This window comes from Arthrobacter sp. Dra40 (assembly GCF_059091905.1).
The window spans coordinates 1-6178 of sequence record NZ_JBNHHB010000265.1; the positions used below are offsets into that span (position 1 = coordinate 1).

The window sequence follows — 6178 nt, forward strand, 5'->3', positions numbered from 1 at the left end:
ACACGAGTTCGGGGCCGTTCCCTCAGGCGGTGATGGCAGCCAGTGCTACATCTCAGTCGCGGGTCAGGCGGCGGTGCGTGACCCGGTGCGGCTTGGCCGCGTCCGGGCCGAGCCGCTCGACCTTGTTCTGCTCGTAGGAGTCGAAGTTGCCTTCGAACCAGTACCAGTTGGCCGGCTCTTCCTCGGTGCCTTCGTAGGCCAGGATGTGCGTGGCCACCCGGTCCAGGAACCAGCGGTCGTGGGAGACCACCACGGCGCAGCCGGGGAATTCCAGCAGCGCGTTTTCCAGGCTGGAGAGCGTTTCCACGTCCAGGTCGTTGGTCGGTTCGTCGAGCAGCAGCAGGTTGCCGCCCTGCTTCAGTGTCAGCGCAAGGTTCAGCCGGTTCCGCTCACCACCGGACAGCACGCCGGCCTTCTTCTGCTGGTCCGGACCCTTGAAGCCGAAGGCGGAGACGTAGGCGCGGGACGGCATTTCGACCTGGCCGACCTGGATGTGGTCGAGCCCGTCGGAGACAACCTCCCACAGGGTCTTGTTCGGGTCGATGCCGCCGCGGGACTGGTCCACGTACGAGATCTTCACGGAGTCACCGATCTTCAGCTCCCCGCCGTCCAGCGGTTCGAGTCCGACGATGGTCTTGAACAGCGTCGTCTTGCCGACGCCGTTGGGGCCGATCACGCCGACGATGCCGTTGCGCGGAAGTGAGAAGGACAGGTCCTTGATCAGCTCGCGGTCGCCGAAGCCCTTGAACAGGTCCTTGGCCTCGATGACCAACTGGCCGAGCCGGGGTCCCGGCGGGATCTGGATTTCTTCGAAGTCCAGCTTCCGGGTGCGCTCGGCTTCGGCAGCCATCTCCTCGTAGCGCGCCAGGCGGGCCTTGGACTTGGTCTGGCGGCCCTTGGCGTTGGAGCGGACCCAGTCCAGTTCCTCGGACAGTCGCTTGGCCTGCTTGGCGTCCTTCTTGCCCTGGACCTCGAGCCGGGCACGCTTCTTCTCCAGATAGGTGGAGTAGTTGCCTTCGTACGGGTAGAGGTGGCCGCGGTCCACTTCGGCGATCCACTCGGCCACATGGTCGAGGAAGTACCGGTCGTGGGTCACCGCAAGGACGGCGCCCGGGTAGGACTTCAGGTGCTGTTCGAGCCAGAGCACGCTTTCGGCGTCAAGGTGGTTGGTGGGCTCGTCAAGCAGCAGCAGGTCGGGCTTCTGCAGCAGCAGCTTGCACAGCGCCACGCGGCGCCGCTCGCCGCCGGAGAGCACGGTGACGTCGGCGTCGCCGGGCGGGCAGCGCAGCGCGTCCATGGCCTGCTCAAGCTGCGAGTCGATGTCCCACGCGTCGGCCGCGTCAATGGCCTCCTGCAGCTTGCCCATCTCCTCGAGCAGCGAGTCGTAGTCAGCATCCGGGCTGGCCATCTCTTCGGAAATCTCGTTGAAGCGCTGGATCTTGCCGTAGATTTCGCCGACACCTTCCTGAACGTTGCCCAGGACGGTTTTCTCCTCGTTCAGCGGGGGTTCCTGCAGCAGGATGCCGACGGTGTAGCCGGGACTGAGCCTGGCTTCGCCGTTGGACGGGGTGTCCAGTCCGGCCATGATTTTCAGGATCGTGGATTTGCCCGCACCGTTGGGGCCGACGACGCCGATCTTCGCGCCGGGGAAGAACGACATGCTTACGTCGTCGAGAATGACTTTGTCGCCAACGGCCTTGCGAGCCTTGGTCATCGTGTAAATGAATTCCGCCATGCCCTCAAGGCTAGTCGCTGCCCGGCGCGATCACATATTCTGCCGCACCGCATCCCCCCGTTCCGGCAGGCCTGCTCCCGCAGCGGATCAGCTCGCCCTGGGCAGCTGCGTCTCCTCCGGCCGACCATCTTCGGCGTCGCCGCCGCTGACGCCGAAGCCTGGCTCGACGCCGAACTCCCCGTCGGCCTGTTCTCCGCCCCCGGCAGCGGCACCGGCCAGCGCCATCGCGCGGTAATCGGCTCCGCCCTGGCGGGCGTCCGCGGCTTCGCGCACCACCGCCGCAGGCGGTGCGATCTTGGTGAAGGAGGCAGAACCGCGACGCAGGTCGTGACCGACGGTGTCTGCATCGATTTCCGGAGCAGTGCCGCGACGCCCGTCCTCTGATGACCACTGCCGCAGCTTGAGCTTGCCGCTGACCACCACCGGATCGCCCTTGGCCAGGCTGCGCCACAGGTTCTCCGCCAGTCCGCGGAACGCCTGGACGGTGTACCAGTTGGTCTGCCCCTTGACCCACTCGCCGGTCTCGCGGTTCAGCCAGTCCCCAGAGCACGCCAGCCGGAACTCCGCCACCGGATCACCGCCGTGCGTGCGCCGCTGCTGCACCTCGGTGCCGACAGTCCCGCGCACCGTAATGTAGTCGCTCATGTTCTTCTCCCGTCCGCTGTAGCGCCGGCGCCCTGCCGGCACCATCGAGCATCGTCGCTGCGGCACCCGGAACTCTAGCGGCCCACCCGGCATGTGGACACCGGTGCTGGACGGGCTCTGTGTGGAGGACGGGTGGACCCGCCCCGCCGGCACAGTTGCTGCGCACATCCGGCCGGCGGCCGTTCCCACGCCCCGCACCCTGGAACGCCACTCCCGGGCCTTATGTGTGAGCAGCATCCCAATTAAACGCTGCCGTGCCGGGAACCGGCCGCGTGCAGGTATCGTTACCTATCCGTAATAATCTCCGACCCGAATTAGGTATCAAATATGGCTGACGACACCGCTGCCGACGACAAGCCCAAGCAGTTTCTCGGACTAAGCGGCACGCAAACTATTGGCTCGGCACTCGCCGCGGTGACTTCCGCACTAGTGGGGTCCTTTCTCGGCGTCGCCGGAACGCTGATCGGCGCCGCAGTTGGTTCCGTCGTTGCCACCGTGGGCGCCGCGCTCTACGCGCGGACGCTGAGCTCGGCCGCCACGGTGGCCCTGAAGAAAATCCCCAAGGCTCGGGTGAGCGCCCTGCGGGAGGTCGAGCAGGTGGCCGCCAGCGCCCCGTCCGAGGCGATTGAGCCGCCCACCAAACCTGCCAGAAAGCCCATCGCCCCAATGACGTGGGTGAAGGTCGGACTGGCCAGCGCCGCGGCCTTCGTCATCGCGATGGTCGGCATTACCGCAGTTGAATTCGGCACCAGCCAGCCGATCTCCAGCCTGGTCTCGTCGACGACGGGTATCGACCGCGCCTCGAGCGCGCACAAGACAACACTGGGCAGCCTGGGAGGCAACCAGGAGGCCGCGGAACAACCGGACAAGCCGGTCAATCAGGATGAGGACCCCGCAAAAACCGGAGATGGCGCGGCCGACGACGCTGTGCCCACGAACGCTCCTTCGGTCGGCGGGGACAGCTCAACCGAAAGCGAAGCGCCGGCAAATGGTGGACAGAACGGCCCCGAACAGGACCCGGCCCCTGCCCCTGCCCCGGAAACGAGCCAGACCGCCGAGCCTGCCCCGGAGACAAGCCAGGCACCTGCACCGGAGGAGATCCCGGAACCCGGGCCAGCCGAACAGGGCGGCCCGTTCGATGGGGAGGGCGACGTTGGAACCGGACAGTAGCAGTTCCCTTCCCGCGGCAGGGCGCCTGTGCTTCACGGAAGCGCCGCCGCCTTGTTGAATTGCTAGACTAAGCACCGGCCGCATCGGTGTCCACGAGAGTGGACACGTGTGGAGACTCCAGAAGTGGAGTGGACAGCAAACGGCCGTCAGCCTCGGTAGCTCAGCGGATAGAGCAGGAGCCTTCTAATCTCTTGGTCGCAGGTTCGATTCCTGTCCGGGGCGCAAAGCGGCGCTACACGTAGCGTCGCCCTAGGCGGCGCACGGCCCCAGCGCATGGTCCCTCCGCGGCATGCCGGTTTAGGAACCTATTGCGGCAGCCCTAACCAGCTATCCTATGCAGCAGCACCTATTTCCTATGCCGGCCTGTCCGTTCAGGACCAGGGCCTGAGCGTGGCCTCGGCCTTGGTAGCTACCAAGCCGGGCCCCGGCTTGTGGTAACAGTTGCAAGCTGCAAGGCGGTATTGGCAGGTCATCGAAATTCAGACCGAGCAAGACCTGCTGAAGGTGCCTCCCCCGATGCAGCGCTCACCATCCGGACGGTGCAGGGGCCTGCTCCGGAATAACCTCCGACCTCTCGCGACGTCGAGACGGGAACTTCTATGGGAACGTCGTACCCGTAAAACGCGTTTCGCGTGATGAACTCACCCAATTCGAGCTGCTAAAGTTAACTGGGCATCGTCGCTTGCATCACCCGGCCTTAGCAGAACCGGCAGCCTGCGTTCAGAGGCGCTGTGACCCGAGGATACTGCAGGTGCGAATCACATTTGTCTGAAAAAGGCTCGCGTCCCATTCCTCAAATGCTAATCTAGGTCTCTAAACCCGACAACGAGACTGGGAGCACGTATGGACGTGGCTTTGCCTGATTGTAGGTATTTCATGGTGATGTGGACTATTCCACAGAGCTTCGGTGGAATGACGGCGATGTGCCTCCGACGGGCTCGCAACTTCCATGACTACGCCGGAGTAGATGCGCCCATCCTTTGTTTCGACACAAAAGCAAATCACGACACATTATTCAATTCCTTAGTTGACCGCGGCTACTTAACGCCGGATATGAAAATCCTGAACGTTTTTGATTACTATAGGTCAAAAAACTTCGAGCGCCCTTTTCGCTCCACACGTGCCGAAAAACCCGACCTCGAATCCCTTAGGGGAAAGTATTCAAAACACAGTTCCTTCTCGACCGAGGAAACACACGATTCTTCTGGACAGCTATTTGCGAGAATTACTAAGAATAGCAAAAACGTGATCGTGCACCGCGAATGTTTCCGGCCGGATGGGACAGTCTTTTTTGCGGACTACAGCACCCTAGATAATGCGGAAAAGGTGCTTAGACGGCAAGTTTGGCTCCTCGACCATGAGGAAGAAGTCGTAGCCAGCTTTGGTGGTGCCGGCGAATTCTATCGGAACTGGCTTCGGGAACTTGCCGATGGCCACCGGACGGTGTTTATATTCGACGACAAGGTTGCGGCGACCAACCTTCGAGATTTGGATGAGCCAAACATCGTCAAAATTACCCCTATTCACAGCAATCATATCAAATCAGCGGGTGATCCAGTCCGGGGGGAATTGGACCCTAACCGGAGCAAGATATTCACAGAATCCGAAAAGTGGGATGGACTGGTATTCCTCACTGACCAGCAACGCACGGACTATATACACCGATTTGGGGAAACGTCCAATTTGTTCGTATGTCCGAACCCCTCTCAGGAACTGCCGTCTTCTGAGCATAACGTTAGAGAAACGTACAGAGGCGTGATGCTCGGCAAGCTTGTACCGAACAAAAATATGGCGGCGGCCATAGATATAATCAAAAGGGTCAAGACGCAGATACCGAATATAAAATTGGACATCTATGGTGAAGGCCCACTCGAGAACATCCTGCTACAAAAAATCGACGATCTAGACTTGAGACATAACGTGAAACTCCATGGCCACGTACCAGGTGCTGCCAATCAATATGCGTCCGCATCGTTCTCTCTACTCACGAGTCGTTATGAAGGATTTGGACTGACCATTCTTGAAAGCATGAGCCACGGTTGTCCTCCAGTCGCTTTTGACATCCGCTATGGGCCCGCGTCGCTAATTCAGGACGGCAAGAACGGGTACCTGGTGCCGAAAGGCAACCTTGACCAAGCGGCTGCGCGCATCATTGAAATCTGTGAACAACCAGCCCTAGCCCATCAGATTGGGCAGGAAGCATGGAAAGAAAGCCAAAAATACTCCGACGTTGAGGTACTCCGACGGTGGGCGACCATCGTTGGCCACTGCTGGGATCGCAAGAATGACAGAATCCTAATAAGGGGCCTGCGCGCTGTTGCCTCTAAGGTAGTTCGCAAGTCGAAAAGGTACACCAAAATATTCATTGAGTTGCATTGGGAAAATGACACCAGTGCAGAAAATGTACATGAGTTTTTGAGGCCGCGGATGCAAGTAATGAACAAGACTGCCGGGCCAGCAATCGACGTGCCGCTAAAGGAAATAAGGCGACGCTTTCAACACATCACCTTTCTTGGGGAAGTCTCAGATTCCGTCCTCGCACTTGCGGCTTCGGAGGCGGGTTCAGACCGAATATGTGATTTGTATGTAATCGCTAGCGCGAAAAACGTCACTAAAAAACTTGCAGTA

4 protein-coding genes and 1 tRNA gene are annotated in these 6178 nt (G+C 60.7%); 3 read left to right on the forward strand and 2 right to left on the reverse strand.

Annotation, left to right across the window (positions count from 1 at the left end; translation table 11 throughout):
• Positions 1-52: 52 nt before the first annotated feature.
• A complete protein-coding gene (ettA, locus tag AC5RWT_RS33360) occupies positions 53-1735 on the reverse strand; it encodes an energy-dependent translational throttle protein EttA (RefSeq protein WP_493967786.1) in 1683 nt (560 codons plus the stop codon).
• Between the two features lie 87 nt (positions 1736-1822).
• Positions 1823-2380: a single-stranded DNA-binding protein gene (locus AC5RWT_RS33365; protein ID WP_494083959.1), complete on the reverse strand. Its 558-nt coding sequence runs from the start codon at positions 2378-2380 to the stop codon at positions 1823-1825.
• 327 nt (positions 2381-2707) lie between these two features.
• Here AC5RWT_RS33365 and AC5RWT_RS33370 point away from each other — a divergent pair, with 327 nt between their 5' ends.
• The 3 genes from AC5RWT_RS33370 to AC5RWT_RS33380 all read left to right on the forward strand — a co-directional run.
• Positions 2708-3550, forward strand: a complete 843-nt coding sequence (locus AC5RWT_RS33370; RefSeq protein ID WP_494083960.1) for a hypothetical protein — start codon at positions 2708-2710, stop codon at positions 3548-3550.
• Positions 3551-3699: 149 nt separating this feature from the next.
• Positions 3700-3772: transfer RNA gene (locus tag AC5RWT_RS33375), tRNA-Arg, on the forward strand.
• A gap of 621 nt (positions 3773-4393) precedes the next feature.
• Positions 4394-6178, forward strand: a 1785-nt coding sequence (locus AC5RWT_RS33380) for a glycosyltransferase (RefSeq protein ID WP_494083961.1), incomplete at its 3' end; no start/stop codon positions are given.